The organism is Roseovarius pacificus (assembly GCF_900142665.1).
Taxonomy (GTDB): Bacteria; Pseudomonadota; Alphaproteobacteria; order Rhodobacterales; family Rhodobacteraceae; genus Roseovarius; species Roseovarius pacificus.
Genome location: NZ_FRBR01000006.1, coordinates 116,093 through 131,653, shown reverse-complemented (window position 1 = coordinate 131,653; position 15,561 = coordinate 116,093). Strand labels below are relative to the sequence as shown.

Genomic DNA, 15,561 nt, shown 5'->3' with positions numbered 1-15,561 from the left:
TTGTGTAAAAGAAATTTTTGAATTTTGCGAATAGCAGGTTAAAACCCGACGAGAGCAGAAAACAGGTAAAAATACCATGCGGGCAATCGGGGTTTTGCTAAGTGTTGCGTTGTTTGTTGGCCTGACGGGCTGCAGCGCGTCGAAGTTTCGTACATATAACGGGCCTGAGGTGACCCAGGTTGTGGTCAACAAGGGGCAGCGGCGGATGCATCTGTTGCATCACGATCAGGTTTTGAAGTCCTACGATATCGACCTGGGCTTTGCGCCTGATGGGCATAAGCAATTCGAAGGCGACGGTAAAACGCCGGAAGGCGCCTATCTGATCGACCGCCGTAATCCGAACAGCGAATTTCACTTATCGGTCGGAATTTCCTACCCGAACACCAACGATGTGACCCGCGCCGCGATGATCGGGCGCGAACCGGGTGGCGATATTTTCATCCATGGTGAATCCAAGCAAAGGCTCGGCGGCCGGCGGGATTGGACGGCCGGATGTATCGCGGTCAAGAATCGTGAAATCGAAGAGATCTATGCGATGGTCAAGGACGGTACGCCAATCTATGTCAGCCCGTGATTTTGGGTGGCATCAGCCACCCATGACCAGTGTCCACCAGATTTTGCCGTTGTTTTCCTGAAGCCAGGAAAAGCCCATATCCTTGGCCTGTGGGGACAGGATGACATCGCGTGTCGATGGTTTGTCCATCCAGGCCGCAAGGGTTTCAAGCTCGGTTTCATAAGTTTCCGAGATGTTCTCGCCAACCAGAGAGCCTTCATAGCCTACGCGGTTCACCCGGTCTATCGGTGACGATCCGTCCGATCCGAAATGCCATGGGCGATTCTGAATCGACATATCGCGGGAATGCGTAGCGGCAGCCGCATTCAGGCGAGAATTCAACTGAACCGGCGGCCTGCCCGCAGCTTGGCGCAGTGCGTTAACCGAATCCAGCATGCGGTACTGGATTTCCGCAGTTTGACCGCCGCGAATGCGATAGACCTTGGGCAATGGCTTACCATCCGGACCTATTTGCGGCTCGGGCGGAGCGGCGCAAGCCGACAATGCGAGCAGAGCCGAGAAAATCAGTCCGAGTAAACGAGCCATGTGTGTCACCACCAATTAGATTTCATCTTGCAAGCTCTATCGTGGCTGACGTTGTCTTTCAAACCCGGTTGCGCATCGTGTAGCCGATTGGTGACTCTTTGATTTGCGACTGCGGCTTTCCCGCCATATATTAATGGTCTGTATCCGCCGATCAACTGGAGTTGGGAAAATGGCCTCGAAATTCGTAAATGGTTTGAGCCGAAGAAATTTTCTGGCCGGAACCGTAGCTACCATCGGTGCTCCGGCTTTTGCTCAAGACCTGAACAGCAGCGCCACAACCGAGATGGAAAATGATGTCACGCCAGCAACGCGGCACAATATTTCAAGTTTTCGTGCACTGGACTGGCGGCCGTATTTCTCGAATTTGAACAATGGTGCTATTCTTGTCGATATAACATCACGTGCCTTGCATTTCTGGACGGAGGATGGTCAAACATACCGGCTTTATCCTTCCAGTGTGCCATTGACCGAAGATTTGACGCGCCGTGGACGTACCAGCGTTATAAGAAAAGTCGAGGGCCCAAGCTGGCGTCCGACTCCGTCGATGCTCAAGCGAAATCCGGAATGGCCGGCATATGTGGGGCCGGGGCCGGACAATCCGCTTGGTACTCATGCGTTGTATTTGGGATGGACTTATTATCGAATCCACGGGACCCACGACACACGTAAAATCGGTCGCAGATCGTCGAACGGCTGTATTGGCCTTTACAATCAGCATATTGCTGAGCTTTTCGGTATGACTAAAATTGGCACACAAGTGTTGCTAATTTGACGAAAAACCGGCCCTTTAGTTGGCTAAAGTTCTAAGTTGCATTTGCAATCTGCAAATTTTGCTGATTAGAAATCTCTTACGAGGTAAGTCTTGGGTGCTTGTCGCCGGTTTGCTGGCGATGGGCCTATATCTGGAGGATACTATGAAAAAACTCGTTCTCGCCGCTGCATTGACCGCCGCCGCTTCGACTGCTTTTGCCGGTAACATGGAAGAGCCCGTCATGGAAGCTCCCGTGGTTGTCGAAGAAACTGCCGCAAGCTCTTCGGCCGCTGGTGTTTGGATTCCGCTGGTTGTTCTGGCGATCATCGCAGCCGCTGTTGCCGCCGACTAAGTCAGGCGACATATTAATAGGAAAAAGGCAGTGGATTTTCACTGCCTTTTTTCTTTTTCGTTAAGGAGTGATCTTATTCACTCCAGCCAACCTTTCAGGTTGTCCTGAATAATTCCACTGAGTGCCTGAATGTGGGCATCATCGTCATTGAGGCAGGGGATATAGGTAAACTGTTCGCCGCCAGCCTCTTCGAAACTTTCACGAATCTCTTCGTTGATTTCTTCGAGTGTCTCGATGCAATCCGCGGAAAACGCGGGCGCCATAACGGCAATTTTCTTTTTGCCTTGCTTTGCCAATTCGGCGACGTGATCCACCGTATAGGGCTTCAGCCATTCTTCGGGGCCAAAGACCGACTGGAAGGTTGTTGTGATTTCAGTACCGTCCCACCCTAAACGTTCTTTCAGGAGGCGCGTGGTTTTCTGGCATTGGCAGTGATACGGATCGCCTTGCATCAGATAACGCTTGGGCATGCCGTGATAGGAGACGACCAAAATATCGGGCCGGTCTTCGATTTTTGCATAGGCGGCCTCAACCGACTGCGCCAGGGCTTCGATATACTGCGTGTTCTCGTAATATGGTTCGACAATGCGAGCCGTGGGTTGCCAGGTTTCGTCCATCAACGCGCGAAAGAACTGATCGTTGGCCGTGGCCGAGGTTGCGCCGGCATAATGCGGATAGAGCGGAAAAAACAGGATACGGGTGCAGCCTGCCTTGACCATTTCGCGAACCTTGGATTTGGTCGATGGGTTCCCGTAACGCATACAGAAATCCACCATCACCTGATCGCCGTACCGTTCATGAAGGGATTCGGCCAGTTTTGAGGTTTGATCACGGGTGATCGTCATCAGCGGGCTTTCGCCCTTTTCCTCGTTCCAGATGGATTTGTAGGCTTCGCCACTGGAGAAGGGGCGTTTGGTCAGGATGATCAGTTGCAGCAAGGGCTGCCATTTCCACGGATTGTAATCGATAACCCGGCGGTCCGACAGGAACTCGCTCAGATAGCGGCGCATTGGCCAGTAGCTGTAGTGATCGGGTGTGCCCAAATTGGCCAGCAGGACGCCCGTTTTGTACTTTGGAATGGCCGGGTGATCGGCCGGGGCATGATCCGGTCGTGAAGCGGTGTTGCTTGCGTCAAGCATATCCAGTCCCTTTTTCAGCGCGGGTTTCAGGTGGAGATAACGGGTTACATACCCGCGTCAATCTTTGAGCGCTGTTTCTTTTGTGCCAAGTGCGTCGGCAAGTCGCGCCGCAGCCGATCCGGGGCGCAGTGGCTTGGGTTGGCTTTCGTCGGGCGACCACCCCGTCAGAACCATCAATTCGAACGTTGCAGGAATACGGCCTTCGTCATCGGCGAAATTTTCGGCATATATTGTGCATGCCCGCATCAGCACGTCGCGTCGGGATATCTTTCGTTGTCTTCCGTCAAGAGCGTTGCTTTCCCCCATTGCGCGCAAGTCGCGCATCAGATCCAGTGCCGAGGCATAGGTGACTGTCAAAGGCAGGCTGTCCGCGACAGGTAAGGCAAAGCCTGCCCGTTGCAGCAGGGCGCCGAGATCACGTATTTCACCCATGGGCACGACCCGCTGTGAGAGACCGCCGGTGATGTCGGCTTCGGCCTGGGCCAAGCTACGGCGAAGCTCGTGCAGTGTTTCGCCACCAAAGAAGATACCGAGAAACAGGCCATCAGGCCGTAGCGCCCGGCGCGATTGAACCAGTTGTCCGACGGGGTCGCTGGCCCAATGTAAGCACATGGCATGGATCACAAGATCCTGACTGTGTTCGGCAAGTTGCAATTGTTCGGTGTCTTTACTGCAGGTCGCATCAGGGAAGCGGCTGCGCCAGAAATCGGGAAACCCGGTGATTACGGCTTTATCCGTAAACGTCTTGTTAACCAGAGATAGCCGATCCTGAATGTCGTCTGCCGCCATTTCGTGCAGAAACAGAGCCGGATCATGCAGGGCGCGTTGGCGATTGCGGATCAGCGCCGCGCGGTCTGTGAGTTGCGATGTCATGGGTGAAGGATAGTGGCGTGTACTCTGCTTTTCAAACGGCCTTGCGGCTTGTTTATCCTCCACGTTGTACATTGTGTGGAACGCAGGTGGAAAGTGAGTTCGGCCTTTGCGGTCCCTGCTGGCGCGACACGCCTTTTATCTCCGGCCTGAGTTGTGATGCTTGTGGTGTGCCGTTGCCGGGTGACGATGCCGGAACACCCGAATTCTGTGATGATTGTCTGACGATTGCGCGACCGTGGAGCAAGGGGTGTGCAGCACTGATATATCGCGACAACGGGCGGAATTTGGTTCTGGCGCTGAAACACGGGGACCGGCATGACATTGTGCGACCCGCTGCGTTATGGATGGCCAATGCCGCCCGACCATTGGTCGATGATCAGATGATTGTGGCGCCTGTTCCACTACACTGGACGCGCATGATCCGGCGGCGGTTCAATCAGTCTGCTCTTTTGGCTCGGGCCGTGGCCCGGAAACTGGACTTATCATGGTGCCCTGATCTTCTTGTGCGCCCCAAGCGTACCCGACCGTTGGATGGGTTAGGTCGTGATGCGCGATTCGAGACCCTGCAAGGTATGATCGAACCGCACCGGCGGCGTCGTCAGTACATGATGGACCGCTCGGTTCTTCTGGTGGATGATGTGATGACATCGGGAGCGACGCTTTCGGCGGCGGCGCAGGCTTGTTTCAGGGGCGGGGCAACTGATGTGCGCGTCGTGACACTGGCGCGCGCCGCCAAGGATGCCTAAGTTGCGGTCGATCCCAACTTACGGAAATAATGCAGATGCAACCTGTCGAAATCTATTCCTCGCCCCTTTGCGGGTTTTGTCATGCGGCTAAACGCCTGTTGAAACAAAAGGGAGTCAATTTCTCCGAAGTGGATGTTTTTGCCGATCCATCGCGCAAACCGGAAATGATTCAGCGCGCGAACGGCAAACGAACCGTTCCACAGATTTTTGTCGGCGATACCCATGTCGGGGGATGCGATGAGCTGTATGCCCTGGAGCGCGCCGGGAAACTGGACGCCTTGTTGGCTGGTTAAATGCGATGAAAGCGGCACTGATACAGCTAAATAGTAGTGACGATCCGGAGGCCAATCTGCCTGTGACGCAGGCATATATACGGGAGGCCGCAGGGCGGGGTGCGGGATTTGTCCTGACGCCCGAGGTTACGAACTGTGTTTCAGGCAGCCGCACGCATCAAATCGAGGTTTTGCAGACTCAAGCCAACGATCCGACCCTTGCCGCATTGCGTGAGCAGGCCGATCAATTGAATATATGGCTTCTGATTGGCTCTCTCGCACTGAAAACCGATGATCCGGACGGCCGGTTCGCGAACCGGTCCTTTCTGATCAATCCGGATGGCGAAATAGCTGCGTGGTATGATAAAATCCATATGTTCGATGTGCAGGTGTCCGAGGTTGAAACCTATCGCGAATCAGCCGGATATCGCCCCGGAGTTCGCAGCGTTCTGGCGCGACCTGAATTCGGTTCGGTAGGAATGACGGTCTGCTACGACGTTCGCTTTCCGTACCTGTTTCGACAGTTGGCGCAGGCGGGGGCCGAAATCCTGACAGTACCCTCGGCATTTTCCAAAGTCACAGGTCAGGCGCATTGGGAGGTATTGTTGCGCGCGCGGGCAATTGAAACGGGCAGTTACGTGCTGGCCCCGGCGCAAACCGGGCTGCATCGTGCAAGCCGTGGTAAGCCACGTGAAACCTATGGGCATTCAATGGCTGTCGGCCCGTGGGGTGATGTTTTGGCGGATGCCGGAGCCGAATCGGGTATCATATACGTTGATTTGAACATGTCCGAGGTGGCAAAAGCGCGTCATCGCATCCCGTCGCTTCATGCGGCGCCCGAATATGGCAACCCGGAATGAACGAGAACAGCAGCAATTCACTGGCCGTCGCACTTTTCAGTGAAATTCTGACCAATGATCAGTTGATTCGGAACCGGCTGAGCCGCGTGTTGCCCAAGGGAATGGAAATCAGCCATTTTTCCGTACTCAATCATCTGGCCCGATCCGGAGGGGAGCGAAGCCCCGCGCAACTGGCGAAAAGCTTTCATGTTACGCGCGGCGCGATGACCAATACGCTGAGCAAGCTGGAGTGGGCCGGGTATGTGCATATTCGCCCGGATTGGGACGATGCCCGGCGCAAGATGGTGGCGATCAGCCCGGCCGGACGTCAGGCGCGGGATGCGGCGATTGCCGCGATTGCACCCATGATTTCCGAGCTTGTGGGCGAACTTGGCGATGAAAACGTGCGCGCCACCCTGCCCGTATTGCGTGAATTGCGGGCAAAGCTGGAAAGCGAATGACGCTTATTTCGGTTTCACGCTGGCGGTCACATAATTCACGCTCAGGTCTTTTGGCGATAGTGACCATTGCCAACTGACAGGGTTGAAGACAAATCCCTTGCGGTCCACCGGAGACAGCCCGGCCTTTTCAAGCAGGTCGAACAGCTCGTCCGGGGTGATGAACTTGTTCCACTCATGCGTACCCTTGGGAAGCCAGCGCATAACGTATTCGGCCCCGACGATGGCCATGGCAAAGCTTTTGGCATTACGGTTGATGGTTGAACAAATATGAAGTCCGCTCGGTTTCAGCAGCGTTTGACAGGCCGTCAGGTACGCCAACGGATCGGCAACATGTTCGACCACCTCCATGTTCAGCACGATATCGAACTGTTCGCCCGCCGCCGCAATGGCTTCGGCTGTTGTATTTCGATAATCAATGGTCAGGCCAGACTGTTCGGCGTGAACCTGCGCGACGGGGATGTTGCGTTTGGCAGCGTCGGCGCCGACCACGGTTGCGCCGAGGCGTGCCATGGGTTCCGACAGCAGGCCGCCGCCACATCCGATATCCAGAATGCGTAGTCCTGAAAACGGGGCGCCTGCGTTTAGATCACGATCAAACTCCGCAGCGATCTGCGACGTGATATAGTCCAATCGGCATGGGTTAAGCATATGCAGGGGCTTGAACTTGCCGTTCGGGTCCCACCATTCGGCGGCCATTGCCTCGAACTTGGCGACCTCGGCTGGATCGATCGTGGTCTGAGCGGCTTGCATTCTGCTCTCCATGTGCTCTTTTGGGTTCAACCCTCTTATATAGGACGGTCATGGATAAATTCTCAGGCCAAAAGAGCGCAGTCCAGTACCTCTATCGTCCGGTCGAGCCATTTGATCGAAAAATGATGAATGTCGGGGATGGGCACGAAATTTATGTCGAGCAATCGGGCAATCCCGAGGGCTTGCCCGTGGTTGTCTTTCATGGCGGTCCGGGCGGGGGCAGCAGCCCCGCCATGCGGCGATATTTCGACCCGAAGATTTATCGGATCATCCTGTTCGATCAACGCGGTTGCGGGCGATCACGCCCACATGCCAGCATCGAGGCCAACACCACCTGGCATCTCGTGGCGGATATCGAGCGTATTCGTCAGGAGTTAACGATAGATGACTGGATCGTTTTCGGGGGTAGCTGGGGCGCGACATTGGCGCTGATTTATGCGCAGACTCATCCGGCACGGGTGCGCCATCTGATTTTGCGTGGTGTGTTTACCATGACCAAGGCCGAGTTGGATTGGTTCTATGGTGGCGGAGCCGGTATGTTCTGGCCGGAAACATGGAAGCGATTTCAAGATCTTATACCCGAAGACGAGCGGCACGATATGATCGGGGCCTATCACCGCCGGTTGTTTTCCGGGGATCGCGTTGAGGAAATCCATCACGCGCGGGCGTGGTCGGCGTGGGAAAATGCGTTGGCGACGGTGAACTCCAGCGGTAGCGGGGCGGACAGCCCCGCGGAATATGCACGGGCTTTTGCACGTCTGGAAAACCACTATTTCATCAATGGCGGGTTTCTGGAGTATGACGGGCAAATCATTGATCATATTGATAAAATATCTCATATTCCCGGCGTTATCGTGCAGGGGCGCTATGACATGATCTGCCCGCCGGTGTCGGCCTACAAACTGGCCAAAGCGTGGCCAAAGGCAGATTTGCGCATGATTCCTGTGGCTGGGCACGCCCTGTCCGAGCCGGGAATCAGCGCGGAGTTGGTCAAGGTGATGAACCTGTTGGCGCAGGCCCGTTAATGGTGCCCGATTGCATCGAGGCCGGTATCAGTATCACGTCGGTATTTTGTCGGTAAAGCGTCGGTGACGATGCATGGTTTGTGGGTTGGCCAGAATTATTAATCGGGCGAACGTATGAATTTTCCGCTTACCCTTGCAGACTCGGGATAAGAGGCGTATATCCCCCTCAACAGCGGCGTCGTCGGGTTTCACCGGATGGCTCCACCGGGAAATTATAACGGGCCGCGCGCCCGTTTTTTTGTGCGTGAAAGACCGATGAGCAACGATCTGATTGCGAAAGCTGCGATTGACCGCCGATTGGCCGAGATCATCACCCCCGTCATTGAGGACATGGGGTATGAACTTGTGCGTGTGCGCTTGATGAGCGGCAAGACGTCGACATTGCAGATCATGGCCGAGAAGCCGGACGGTGGGATCGAAGTGGACGATTGCGCCGAGATATCGAATGCTGTCAGCGCGGTTCTGGATGTCGAAGATCCGATCTTGGACGCCTATACGCTGGAGGTGTCCAGCCCCGGCATCGACCGCCCGCTGACGCGGCTCAAGGATTTCGAGGAATTCGAGGGTTACGAGGCCAAGCTGGAAACGTCCGAACTGATCGACGGGCGCAAACGCTTCAAGGGTGTTCTGGCCGGGGTCGAGGATGACGAGGTGCTGATCAATATCGAGGAAGGCACCGTGGGTTTGAAATTCGATTGGCTGGCCGATGCCAAGCTGGTGCTGACCGACGAGTTGATCAAGGAAATGCTGAAGGCCCGCAAGGCCTCAGGCTCGCTTAATGAAGATGCTTTTGACGAGATCGAGACCGAAGGGTCTGAGGAGGACTGAAAATGGCAATTACCTCTGCCAACCAGCTTGAGCTGTTGCAAACCGCCGAGGCCGTGGCCCGCGAAAAGATGATCGACCCCGGTCTGGTGGTCGAGGCGATGGAAGAAAGCCTCGCGCGGGCGGCCAAGAGCCGTTACGGCGCCGAGATGGATATTCGGGTCAGTATCGACCGCAAAACCGGCAAGGCGACCTTTACCCGTGTGCGCACCGTGGTCGAGGATGAAGAACTGGAAAACTACCAGGCCGAGATGACCGTCGAACAGGCCAAGCAGTATCTGGACGATCCCAAAGTGGGCGACCAGTTCATCGAGGAAATTCCGCCGGTCGATATGGGCCGGATCGCCGCGCAGTCGGCCAAGCAGGTGATTCTGCAAAAGGTTCGCGAAGCCGAACGTGACCGCCAGTACGAAGAATTCAAGGATCGTGCCGGCACCATCATCAACGGTGTGGTCAAGCGCGAGGAATACGGCAACGTCATCGTCGATGTCGGCCGGGGTGAAGCGATCCTGCGCCGCAACGACAAGATCGGGCGCGAAAGCTATCGCAATGGCGATCGTGTGCGCGCCTATATCAAGGATGTGCGCCGCGAGGCCCGTGGCCCGCAGATTTTCCTGAGCCGCACCGCGCCAGAGTTCATGGCCGAGCTGTTCAAGATGGAAGTGCCGGAAATCTATGACGGCATTATCGAGATCAAGGCCGTCGCCCGCGATCCGGGCAGCCGGGCCAAGATCGCCGTGATTTCCTATGACGGGTCGATTGATCCGGTCGGCGCCTGTGTGGGTATGCGCGGGAGCCGTGTTCAGGCGGTCGTGAACGAGCTTCAGGGCGAAAAGATCGACATTATTCCGTGGAACGAGGATCAGCCGACCTTCCTTGTGAATGCGTTGCAGCCTGCCGAGGTTTCCAAGGTGGTTCTGGACGAAGAGGCTGAGCGGATCGAAGTGGTCGTGCCCGAGGATCAGCTTTCTCTGGCTATCGGTCGTCGCGGTCAGAACGTGCGCTTGGCCAGCCAGCTGACCAATCTGGATATCGACATCATGACGGAGGCCGAGGATTCCGAACGCCGCCAGAAAGAGTTCGAGGAGCGCACGAAACTGTTCATGGACAACCTGGATCTGGACGAATTCTTTGCACAGCTTCTGGTTTCCGAAGGGTTCACCAATCTCGAAGAGGTTGCCTATGTCGAGCTGGACGAATTGCTGGTGATCGACGGGGTGGACGAGGACACGGCCAACGAATTGCAGGCGCGTGCCCGTGACGTTCTGGAAGCACAGGCGCGGGAGGCAATGGAGAAAGCCCGCGCGTTGGGGGCTGAGGACAGCCTTATTGAATTCGAAGGTCTGACCCCCCAAATGATCGTTGCGCTGGCCGAGGATGGGGTGAAGACCCTGGAAGATTTCGCCACCTGTGCCGATTGGGAATTGGCCGGTGGCTGGACCACGGTGGATGGTGAGCGCGTCAAGGATGACGGGATTCTGGAACCGTTCGACGTGTCGCTGGACGAAGCCCAGAACATGGTTATGACCGCGCGAGTCATGCTAGGATGGGTGGACCCTGCGGAACTTGAGCCCGAAGCTGCCGACGAAGCCGAGGGCGAAGAACAGGAGGCCGAGGCCTGATCCGTCAGGCCTCGGAAGCTGCTGATGGGTCGCGGTGGGCAACCCAAGGATCGCCAGGACGGTCCCGAACGCAAGTGCATTGCCACGGGTGAGGTGCATCCGCGTCATGGATTGATCCGTTTCGTCGTTGCGCCCGACGGGCAGATTGCGCCGGATATCGCAGGCAAGTTGCCGGGCCGTGGCATTTGGGTGTCGTCCGATAGGGCGGCGCTTGAAAAGGCGGTGAAAAAGGGGCTGTTTGCCCGTGCAGCGCGTCAGGCTGTGGTCGTTCCCGATGACTTCGTGTCTTTGGTCGAGGATCAGTTGGTGGCGCGGATCGTGAACCTGATCAGCCTTGCCCGAAAAGGCGGCGGCGCGGTTACGGGCTATGAAAAGGTTAAGGATTGGCTGTCCAGGGAAGAAGCCACCGTTCTGATTCAGGCCAGTGACGGATCGGAGCGTGGAAAATCGAAGTTAAGCACGCCCCAGGGCGGGACATTCATCGGCTGGCTGACCGCCGCAGAGCTGGGGCGCGCCTTTGGGCGACAAACCACAGTGCATGCGGCACTGGGTGCTGGCGGTTTGTCCCAACGTGTTGTAGATGAAGCGGCAAGGTTGAAGGGCCTGCGCGTTTCGAACGGCGGGCAGACCTGCCGGAAAGGAAGTTGAACCATATGAGCGACAACGACGGAAAAAAGACTTTGGGTGTTCGTGGCGGTCCCCGTTCGGGGAACGTGAAGCAGAGCTTCAGCCATGGCCGGACCAAGAACGTCGTGGTGGAAACCAAGCGCAAGCGCGTCGTCAAGCCAAAGCCGGGTGCAGGAGCTCCGGGCGCGGCAGGCGGGGGCAAGGCGCAGGGGTCCGCAGGCGGTTCTTCGAAACGTCCGGCCGGTATTTCGGACTCGGAAATGGAGCGCCGGATGAAAGCGCTTCAGGCCGCGCAGGCGCGTGAAGCCGAAGAGGCTGCACGCCGCGAGGCTGAGGAGAAAGAGCGCGAGGAAGAACGGCAACGCCGCCGGGAAGAGGCCGAGGCCAAGGAACGCGAACAGCGCGAGGCCGAAGAGCGCGCCCGCGCCAAGGCCGAGGAAGAAGAACGCAAGCGCCTTGAGGCAGAGCAAGCCGCTGCAGCACCGCCGCCGCCGCCCGAAGAGCCGCGTGCCCCCGCCAAGCAGCAACCCGTCCGCAAGGTCGAGAAGGAACGCGACCAGACGACCCGTGGTCGTGGCAAAGGCCGCGACGACGGTGGTCGTCGTGCGGGCAAGCTGACGCTGAATCAGGCGCTTTCGGGTGGTGAAGGTGGCCGTCAGAAATCTTTGGCCGCCATGAAGCGCAAGCAGGAACGCGCCCGTCAGAAGGCCATGGGTGGTCATCAGGAGCGTGAAAAGGTTGTGCGTGACGTGCAGCTTCCGGAGGCCATTGTGGTTTCCGAGCTTGCCAATCGTATGGCCGAGCGTGTGGGCGACGTTATCAAGGCGTTGATGAACAACGGTATGATGGTTACGCAGAACCAGACGATCGATGCCGATACCGCCGAACTGATCATCGAGGAATTCGGCCACCGCGTTGTGCGTGTCAGCGCTTCCGATGTCGAGGACGTGATCGATCAGGTCGAAGACAAACCCGAAGATATGGAAGCACGCCCGCCGGTTATCACCGTGATGGGCCATGTGGACCACGGCAAGACCTCGCTTCTGGATGCGATCCGCAACGCCAAAGTGGTGTCCGGCGAAGCGGGCGGGATCACACAGCATATCGGTGCCTATCAGGTAACGACCGATGGCGGTCAGGTTCTGACCTTCCTCGATACGCCGGGTCACGCCGCATTCACCAGCATGCGCGCTCGTGGTGCGCAGGTGACGGATATCGTCGTTCTGGTGGTGGCTGCGGATGACGCGGTGATGCCGCAGACCGTCGAAGCCATCAACCACGCCAAGGCGGCCGAGGTTCCGATCATCGTGGCGATCAACAAGTGCGACAAGCCCGAGGCGAACCCCGACAAGGTGCGTACCGACCTGTTGCAGCACGAGGTGATCGTCGAGGCGATGTCGGGTGATGTGCAGGATGTCGAAGTATCCGCGCAAACCGGTCAGGGGCTTGATGAGCTTCTGGAGGCGATTGCGCTTCAGTCGGAAATTCTCGAACTGACGGCGAACCCGAATCGGGCCGCTGAAGGTGCGGTGATCGAAGCGCAGCTTGATGTTGGCCGCGGTCCTGTCGCCACGGTTCTGGTGCAGAAAGGGACCCTGACGCAGGGCGATATTTTTGTCGTCGGTGAGCAGTGGGGTAAGGTTCGTGCGCTGATCAACGACCGGGGCGACCGGGTGAAAAAGGCCGGGCCATCGGTTCCTGTTGAGGTTCTGGGCCTGAACGGTACGCCCGAAGCGGGCGACGTTCTGAATGTGGTCGAAACCGAGGCGCAGGCGCGCGAGATTGCCGAGTATCGTGAGCAGGCGGCCAAGGAAAAACGCGCGGCAGCCGGTGCCGGTACATCGCTGGAGCAGTTGCTGGCCAAAGCCAAGGAAGACGAAAACGTCAAGGAATTGCCGGTTCTGATCAAGGCCGATGTGCAGGGCAGCGCGGAAGCGATCATTCAGGCGATGGAAAAAATCGGCAACGAAGAGGTGCGGGTGCGCGTATTGCACTCGGGCGTTGGCGCCATCACCGAATCCGATATCGGCCTTGCCGAAGCATCGGGCGCGCCTGTTCTGGGCTTTAACGTCCGGGCGAACGCGCCAGCCCGCAACAGTGCCAACCAGAAGGGCGTCGAGATTCGCTATTACAGCGTGATCTACGATCTGGTCGACGACGTGAAAGCGGCGGCCGAGGGTCTTTTGGGTGCGGAAGTACGCGAAAAGTTCATCGGCTATGCGCAGATCAAGGAAGTCTTCAAGGTTTCCGGCGTCGGCAAAGTGGCGGGCTGTCTGGTTACCGAAGGCGTTGCGCGCCGTTCGGCTGGTGTGCGCCTGCTGCGCGACGATGTCGTGATCCACGAAGGCACGTTGAAGACGCTCAAGCGCTTCAAGGACGAAGTGGCCGAGGTCCAATCGGGTCAGGAATGCGGTATGGCCTTTGAAAATTACGAGGACATTCGTCCCAACGATGTGATCGAGATTTTCGAGCGTGAAGAAGTCGAGCGCAAGCTGGACTGATCGCTGATCGGCATGAAACAAGAGGGGCTGCTACGGCAGCCCCTTTTTTGTTTATCACAGCCAATCACGCAGGATCGGGATCAGCGGAATGTCGGCGGGCGGCATGGGGTAATCACGCAGGGCGTTGGAGCGGACCCATTTCAATGCCTGACCTTCACGGCCTTGTGGAGTGCCTTCCCATTTGCGGCAGGCAAACAGCGGCATGAGCAGATGAAAATCATCATAGCTGTGGCTGGCAAAGGTCAGCGGTGCAAGGCAACTGGCCCATGTGTTGATGCCCAGTTCTTCTTCCAGTTCGCGAATCAATGCGTGTTCGGGGGTTTCCCCCGATTCGACTTTGCCGCCCGGAAATTCCCACAGGCCAGCCATGGATTTTCCTTCGGGTCGTTGGGTCAGCAGAATGCGACCATCTGCGTCGATCAGTGCGACCGCCGAAACAAGAACGGTTTTCATGAGCGGTAATCGGCGTTGATGTCGATGTAGCCATGGGTCAGATCACAGGTCCAGACAACGGCGGTTCCGCCGCCCAACCCCAGATCGACGTGAATCGCCAGCTCTTGCTGTTTCATATAAGCAGATGCGGCAGTTTCACTGTATTCGGGGTCAACCCAGCCTTCATGTGCGACCCGAATATCGCCAAACCAGATTGAAAGCGTATCCCGGTCTGCCGGCGCGCCGGATTTGCCGATCGCCATCACAACCCGGCCCCAGTTGGCGTCTTCTCCGGCAATAGCTGTTTTGACCAGCGGCGAATTTGCGATGGCCATGGCATGAGTGCGAGCATCCGTATCGCTGGAAGCCCCGGTCACCGAAATCTCCACGAACTTCGTCGCGCCTTCGCCGTCACGCACGACCTGATGCGCCAGATCCAGCATGACCTGTCGCAGCCCCTCCATGAACCCGACAGAATTTTCGGTCACGCGGATGCCCGATGCCCCTGTGGCCCCGACAATCAGGGTGTCGGAGGTTGAGGTATCGCTATCAACGGTAATGCAGTTGAAGGTCTTTTCGTTCAAAGCCGAGACCATGGATTGCAGGACGGGCTGATCCACCACCGCATCGGTGAAGATGTAGACCAGCATCGTTGCCATGTCCGGTGCAATCATGCCCGACCCTTTGGCAATGCCCGCGATGCGCACGGGCTGTCCATCAATATGCACGATGGTGCCGGACCCTTTTGGGAAGGTGTCGGTCGTCATAATGGCGTTTGCGGCGTCTTTGATTCCGTCGGGGGATAGATTGACGGTCAACTCGTCCAGTTTCGCGGTGATCTTGTCATGCGGCAGCGGTTCGCCGATGACCCCGGTGGATGAGGTGAAAATCCGGGATTCCGGCAGGTTCAGAGCCTGTGCCGCTGCTTCGGTTACCGCCTTGACGGACTCCCGGCCGTGGCGACCGGTAAAGGCGTTGGCATTTCCGGAATTTACAAGGATCGCTGCGCCCTGGTCGCTGATCTGGCCGTTCTTTTCCTGGCAATCCAGAACCGCCGCCGATCGGGTGGCCGACCGGGTGAAGGCGCCGGCGACGGTTGCGCCCGGCGACAGAACGGCCAGCATCACGTCATCGCGCCCCTCATAGCGAACGCCGGCCTGCGTTGTGGCAAACCGGACCCCGCGAATGGCGGGCAGGTCGGGAAATGACGCAGGTGCAAGCGGGGAACGTGGAAGAGGAGCGCCCAT

18 protein-coding genes are annotated in these 15,561 nt (G+C 57.4%); 12 read left to right on the top strand and 6 right to left on the bottom strand.

What is annotated here, in order from left to right; translation table 11 throughout:
* Positions 1 to 76 precede the first annotated feature (76 nt).
* Positions 77 to 574, top strand: a complete 498-nt coding sequence (locus BUB53_RS12200; RefSeq protein ID WP_073035049.1) for a L,D-transpeptidase family protein — start codon at positions 77 to 79, stop codon at positions 572 to 574.
* 12 nt (positions 575 to 586) lie between these two features.
* On the opposite strand, the gene dalA is transcribed toward BUB53_RS12200, so the two are convergent.
* Positions 587 to 1,099, bottom strand: coding sequence for a divisome-associated lipoprotein DalA (dalA, locus tag BUB53_RS12195; protein WP_073035048.1), 513 nt, complete (start codon positions 1,097 to 1,099; stop codon positions 587 to 589).
* Between the two features lie 169 nt (positions 1,100 to 1,268).
* On the opposite strand from dalA, the gene BUB53_RS12190 reads away from it, so the two are divergent.
* Together BUB53_RS12190 and BUB53_RS12185 are read left to right on the top strand one after the other, a co-directional pair.
* Positions 1,269 to 1,871 carry a L,D-transpeptidase gene (locus BUB53_RS12190; protein WP_073035047.1) on the top strand — a complete coding sequence of 201 codons (603 nt, stop codon included), beginning with the start codon at positions 1,269 to 1,271 and terminating at the stop codon, positions 1,869 to 1,871.
* Between the two features lie 142 nt (positions 1,872 to 2,013).
* Complete coding sequence (locus BUB53_RS12185; RefSeq protein ID WP_073035046.1) at positions 2,014 to 2,202, top strand: hypothetical protein; 189 nt, start codon at positions 2,014 to 2,016, stop codon at positions 2,200 to 2,202.
* 77 nt (positions 2,203 to 2,279) lie between these two features.
* Here the strand turns inward: BUB53_RS12185 and hemH are convergent, their stop codons facing one another.
* Positions 2,280 to 3,341, bottom strand: a complete 1,062-nt coding sequence (hemH, locus tag BUB53_RS12180; protein ID WP_073035045.1) for a ferrochelatase — start codon at positions 3,339 to 3,341, stop codon at positions 2,280 to 2,282.
* Between the two features lie 57 nt (positions 3,342 to 3,398).
* Entirely contained in the window at positions 3,399 to 4,214 is an 816-nt protein-coding gene (locus BUB53_RS12175) for a methyltransferase domain-containing protein (protein WP_073035044.1), read from the bottom strand.
* On the opposite strand from BUB53_RS12175, the gene BUB53_RS12170 reads away from it, so the two are divergent.
* Genes BUB53_RS12170 through BUB53_RS12155 form a run of 4 tightly spaced genes read left to right on the top strand, consistent with a single transcriptional unit; the run spans position 4,208 to position 6,532 of the window.
* Complete coding sequence (locus BUB53_RS12170; protein WP_073035043.1) at positions 4,208 to 4,960, top strand: ComF family protein; 753 nt, start codon at positions 4,208 to 4,210, stop codon at positions 4,958 to 4,960. The two genes, BUB53_RS12175 and BUB53_RS12170, sit on opposite strands and share 7 nt — an antisense overlap.
* Before the next feature lie 35 nt (positions 4,961 to 4,995).
* Positions 4,996 to 5,253, top strand: a complete 258-nt coding sequence (gene grxC, locus BUB53_RS12165; RefSeq protein ID WP_073035126.1) for a glutaredoxin 3 — start codon at positions 4,996 to 4,998, stop codon at positions 5,251 to 5,253.
* A 5-nt stretch (positions 5,254 to 5,258) separates the two neighbouring features.
* On the top strand, positions 5,259 to 6,092 hold the full coding sequence (locus BUB53_RS12160) for a carbon-nitrogen hydrolase family protein (RefSeq protein ID WP_073035042.1): 834 nt from the start codon (positions 5,259 to 5,261) through the stop codon (positions 6,090 to 6,092).
* Complete coding sequence (locus BUB53_RS12155; protein WP_073035041.1) at positions 6,089 to 6,532, top strand: MarR family winged helix-turn-helix transcriptional regulator; 444 nt, start codon at positions 6,089 to 6,091, stop codon at positions 6,530 to 6,532. The genes BUB53_RS12160 and BUB53_RS12155 overlap by 4 nt, the downstream gene beginning before the upstream one ends.
* Positions 6,533 to 6,535: 3 nt before the next feature.
* Here BUB53_RS12155 and ubiG read toward each other — a convergent pair whose 3' ends face one another.
* Positions 6,536 to 7,282, bottom strand: a complete 747-nt coding sequence (gene ubiG / locus BUB53_RS12150) for a bifunctional 2-polyprenyl-6-hydroxyphenol methylase/3-demethylubiquinol 3-O-methyltransferase UbiG (protein ID WP_073035040.1) — start codon at positions 7,280 to 7,282, stop codon at positions 6,536 to 6,538.
* A 50-nt stretch (positions 7,283 to 7,332) separates the two neighbouring features.
* Here ubiG and pip point away from each other — a divergent pair, with 50 nt between their 5' ends.
* From pip to infB, 5 genes are all read left to right on the top strand, one after another.
* Positions 7,333 to 8,307, top strand: coding sequence for a prolyl aminopeptidase (pip, locus tag BUB53_RS12145; RefSeq protein WP_073035039.1), 975 nt, complete (start codon positions 7,333 to 7,335; stop codon positions 8,305 to 8,307).
* A 255-nt stretch (positions 8,308 to 8,562) separates the two neighbouring features.
* Positions 8,563 to 9,135 carry a ribosome maturation factor RimP gene (gene rimP / locus BUB53_RS12140; RefSeq protein WP_073035038.1) on the top strand — a complete coding sequence of 191 codons (573 nt, stop codon included), beginning with the start codon at positions 8,563 to 8,565 and terminating at the stop codon, positions 9,133 to 9,135.
* 2 nt (positions 9,136 to 9,137) lie between these two features.
* On the top strand, positions 9,138 to 10,754 hold the full coding sequence (gene nusA / locus BUB53_RS12135) for a transcription termination factor NusA (protein WP_073035037.1): 1,617 nt from the start codon (positions 9,138 to 9,140) through the stop codon (positions 10,752 to 10,754).
* A 24-nt stretch (positions 10,755 to 10,778) separates the two neighbouring features.
* Positions 10,779 to 11,402, top strand: a complete 624-nt coding sequence (locus BUB53_RS12130; RefSeq protein ID WP_073035036.1) for an RNA-binding protein — start codon at positions 10,779 to 10,781, stop codon at positions 11,400 to 11,402.
* Positions 11,403 to 11,407: 5 nt separating this feature from the next.
* On the top strand, positions 11,408 to 13,882 hold the full coding sequence (infB, locus tag BUB53_RS12125) for a translation initiation factor IF-2 (protein WP_073035035.1): 2,475 nt from the start codon (positions 11,408 to 11,410) through the stop codon (positions 13,880 to 13,882).
* A 54-nt stretch (positions 13,883 to 13,936) separates the two neighbouring features.
* Here the strand turns inward: infB and mutT are convergent, their stop codons facing one another.
* Together mutT and argJ are read right to left on the bottom strand one after the other, a co-directional pair.
* Positions 13,937 to 14,335, bottom strand: coding sequence for an 8-oxo-dGTP diphosphatase MutT (gene mutT / locus BUB53_RS12120; RefSeq protein WP_073035034.1), 399 nt, complete (start codon positions 14,333 to 14,335; stop codon positions 13,937 to 13,939).
* A complete protein-coding gene (gene argJ / locus BUB53_RS12115; RefSeq protein ID WP_073035033.1) occupies positions 14,332 to 15,561 on the bottom strand; it encodes a bifunctional glutamate N-acetyltransferase/amino-acid acetyltransferase ArgJ in 1,230 nt (409 codons plus the stop codon). Before argJ ends, mutT begins: the two co-directional genes overlap by 4 nt.

Excerpts from the sequence above, each read along its gene's own strand:
- ubiG (WP_073035040.1), bottom strand. The coding sequence starts at position 7,282 with ATGCAAGCCGCTCAGACCACGATCGATCCAGCCGAGGTCGCCAAGTTC.
- grxC (WP_073035126.1), top strand. The coding sequence starts at position 4,996 with ATGCAACCTGTCGAAATCTATTCCTCGCCCCTTTGCGGGTTTTGTCAT.
- hemH (WP_073035045.1), bottom strand. The coding sequence starts at position 3,341 with ATGCTTGACGCAAGCAACACCGCTTCACGACCGGATCATGCCCCGGCC.
- dalA (WP_073035048.1), bottom strand. The coding sequence starts at position 1,099 with ATGGCTCGTTTACTCGGACTGATTTTCTCGGCTCTGCTCGCATTGTCG.
- nusA (WP_073035037.1), top strand. The coding sequence starts at position 9,138 with ATGGCAATTACCTCTGCCAACCAGCTTGAGCTGTTGCAAACCGCCGAG.
- BUB53_RS12175 (WP_073035044.1), bottom strand. The coding sequence starts at position 4,214 with ATGACATCGCAACTCACAGACCGCGCGGCGCTGATCCGCAATCGCCAA.
- mutT (WP_073035034.1), bottom strand. The coding sequence starts at position 14,335 with ATGAAAACCGTTCTTGTTTCGGCGGTCGCACTGATCGACGCAGATGGT.
- BUB53_RS12200 (WP_073035049.1), top strand. The coding sequence starts at position 77 with ATGCGGGCAATCGGGGTTTTGCTAAGTGTTGCGTTGTTTGTTGGCCTG.
- BUB53_RS12130 (WP_073035036.1), top strand. The coding sequence starts at position 10,779 with ATGGGTCGCGGTGGGCAACCCAAGGATCGCCAGGACGGTCCCGAACGC.
- rimP (WP_073035038.1), top strand. The coding sequence starts at position 8,563 with ATGAGCAACGATCTGATTGCGAAAGCTGCGATTGACCGCCGATTGGCC.
- BUB53_RS12160 (WP_073035042.1), top strand. The coding sequence starts at position 5,259 with ATGAAAGCGGCACTGATACAGCTAAATAGTAGTGACGATCCGGAGGCC.
- BUB53_RS12155 (WP_073035041.1), top strand. The coding sequence starts at position 6,089 with ATGAACGAGAACAGCAGCAATTCACTGGCCGTCGCACTTTTCAGTGAA.
- BUB53_RS12190 (WP_073035047.1), top strand. The coding sequence starts at position 1,269 with ATGGCCTCGAAATTCGTAAATGGTTTGAGCCGAAGAAATTTTCTGGCC.
- argJ (WP_073035033.1), bottom strand. The coding sequence starts at position 15,561 with ATGGGCGCTCCTCTTCCACGTTCCCCGCTTGCACCTGCGTCATTTCCC.
- BUB53_RS12185 (WP_073035046.1), top strand. The coding sequence starts at position 2,014 with ATGAAAAAACTCGTTCTCGCCGCTGCATTGACCGCCGCCGCTTCGACT.
- pip (WP_073035039.1), top strand. The coding sequence starts at position 7,333 with ATGGATAAATTCTCAGGCCAAAAGAGCGCAGTCCAGTACCTCTATCGT.
- BUB53_RS12170 (WP_073035043.1), top strand. The coding sequence starts at position 4,208 with ATGTCATGGGTGAAGGATAGTGGCGTGTACTCTGCTTTTCAAACGGCC.
- infB (WP_073035035.1), top strand. The coding sequence starts at position 11,408 with ATGAGCGACAACGACGGAAAAAAGACTTTGGGTGTTCGTGGCGGTCCC.